2 protein-coding genes are annotated in these 1,805 nt (G+C 58.7%); one reads left to right on the top strand and one right to left on the bottom strand.

The window, feature by feature from the left end; genetic code table 11:
* Positions 1 to 399: (Fe-S)-binding protein (locus H5U08_RS17570; RefSeq protein WP_297036083.1), on the bottom strand; the 399-nt coding region annotated here is incomplete at its 3' end.
* A 695-nt stretch (positions 400 to 1,094) separates the two neighbouring features.
* Between H5U08_RS17570 and H5U08_RS17575 the strand changes: the two genes are divergently transcribed.
* Positions 1,095 to 1,604 (top strand): nitroreductase family protein, encoded by a 510-nt coding sequence (locus H5U08_RS17575; protein WP_297036086.1) that lies wholly within the window; start codon positions 1,095 to 1,097, stop codon positions 1,602 to 1,604.
* Positions 1,605 to 1,805 lie beyond the last annotated feature (201 nt).

A 1,805-nucleotide genomic window follows, 5' to 3' on the forward strand; every position in this document is an offset into this window, starting at 1 on the left:
ATTGACCAGAAACTCGGTGAACTCAAACACGCGCTGGCCGACCTCTCTGGCTTGCGGATTTTCAGGATCTGCCTGCTCGAAGAATACCCGACACATGGCCGTGCAGGATCCCGACGGACAGACGATGTACCGATACGGTGCAAACACCCGGCAAAAGTGTCGGATCACGCGGCGGGCTTCCTCCCAGTAGCCCGAGTTAAAAGCCGGTTGCCCGCAGCACGTCTGCTCCTCCGGATAGACAATCGGAATGCCCAGACGATGGAGGATTTCCACCACCGCCTGCGCAATCTGGGGATAGAACTGGTCAATGTAGCAGGGAATGAACAGAGCGACTTTTTCCCCGGCTTCGTAACGGGGATAGTCCCATTGTGGCAAACCGTTGTCCCCGATGCGAATCATGAATATCTTGGATCCTTCTTTTAAGATGCTGAGCGTGCTCGTTGGGAAAACCCGGCCAAACTTATCGCCGCGGTGCCGACCCAACCCCACTTTCCCCGTACCCATGGGGACCCGGACATCCGCACCGGTTGGCGCGGCAGCGAGATTCAACCTGCCGGGAGTTGCCTGTCAGGTCCGCTTTTCAAGCTTGGATCATCTATTTAGCCCAACGGGCTCCAACTACTCGGCTCAGTTGCCGGTTAAACCGTTGGGGCAATTCATGAATTGCCCCTACCAACAGATCGCGTCCGTCGGCATCTCATCCGTTCCTGCAAAAGTCGGGATGGATCATCCCGCGATGGGATGGCCGAAGATCGCAAGTCTGTTGACTGCCCAAGTCAAGGTAGAGTCATTGTAACAAGCAGAGCCAGCCTTCAACACCTTCACCGCCGTATTGCCCGGAGCAACACGGTCCGATGAGGCCGCCGAGCCTCTGCGTTTCGTGTTCGCGATTCAGCGACCGCTCCCCATGTGTTAGACTATCTTTCTACGCTGATACCCCCGCAGAGGATCAATGAGCAGTGCGGCCGGGTTTTGCCCGGGGGAATGGCCGGGTCCAAAGGTGAGGACGACGTATCATTGGGGACGGCCGCGCCAGAGTGTGTGGCGGAATCCTGACCTGCCGGAATTGGCAAAAATGTCTGGGAGGTTGACAGATGGACGTTTTGACAGCCATCTTCACGCGGCGGAGCATCCGCTCTTTTGAAGAGCGTCCCGTACCGGAGGATATCCAGGAGAAACTGTTGCGGGCGGGGATGGCTGCTCCGAGCGCCAGAAACGCTCAGCCCTGGCAGTTTGTGGTGATCGATCGCCGCGCCACGCTGATGGAAATTGCCGCGCGTTTTCCCAATGCCGAGCCTGCGCGGACGGCTCCCCTGGGCATCCTGGTGTGTGGCGATCTGACCCGGGAGCTCTCCAAGGGCTACTGGGTTATTGACTGTGCAGCCGCGGCCCAGAACATCCTGCTGGCGGCTCACGGACTCGGTCTGGGGGCGGTATGGACGGGAGTCTATCCCCGCGAGCAGCGTGTGGAGGGAATGCGCGACATTTTCAACATTCCGGACCACGTCATTCCCCACAGCCTTATTCTGGTGGGCTATCCTGCGGAGAAACCGGCCCCGGTGGACCGCTTCGACCCCACGCGCATCCACCGCAACCGGTGGTGAGATATTTGGCCGTCAAAATGGGCCCGCACGCCACACGTGTATGCTTTCAGGAAACTTGGTAGCGAGCATTCACCGTACGGCGCGTTGGTTGAGTTTGACCTCCACCTGGAAGGCAAGTTGTTTGACATCCTCCGGGACCAGACTGTACTGCAAGTGGTTGAGGACGGGACGCAAATCGTCGACCGGGGCGGAGGGATCCAT

This window comes from Thermogutta sp. (genome assembly GCF_014359955.1).
In the GTDB taxonomy this organism is placed as follows: domain Bacteria; phylum Planctomycetota; class Planctomycetia; order Pirellulales; family Thermoguttaceae; genus Thermogutta.

Excerpts from the sequence above, each read along its gene's own strand:
- H5U08_RS17575 (WP_297036086.1), top strand. The coding sequence starts at position 1,095 with ATGGACGTTTTGACAGCCATCTTCACGCGGCGGAGCATCCGCTCTTTT.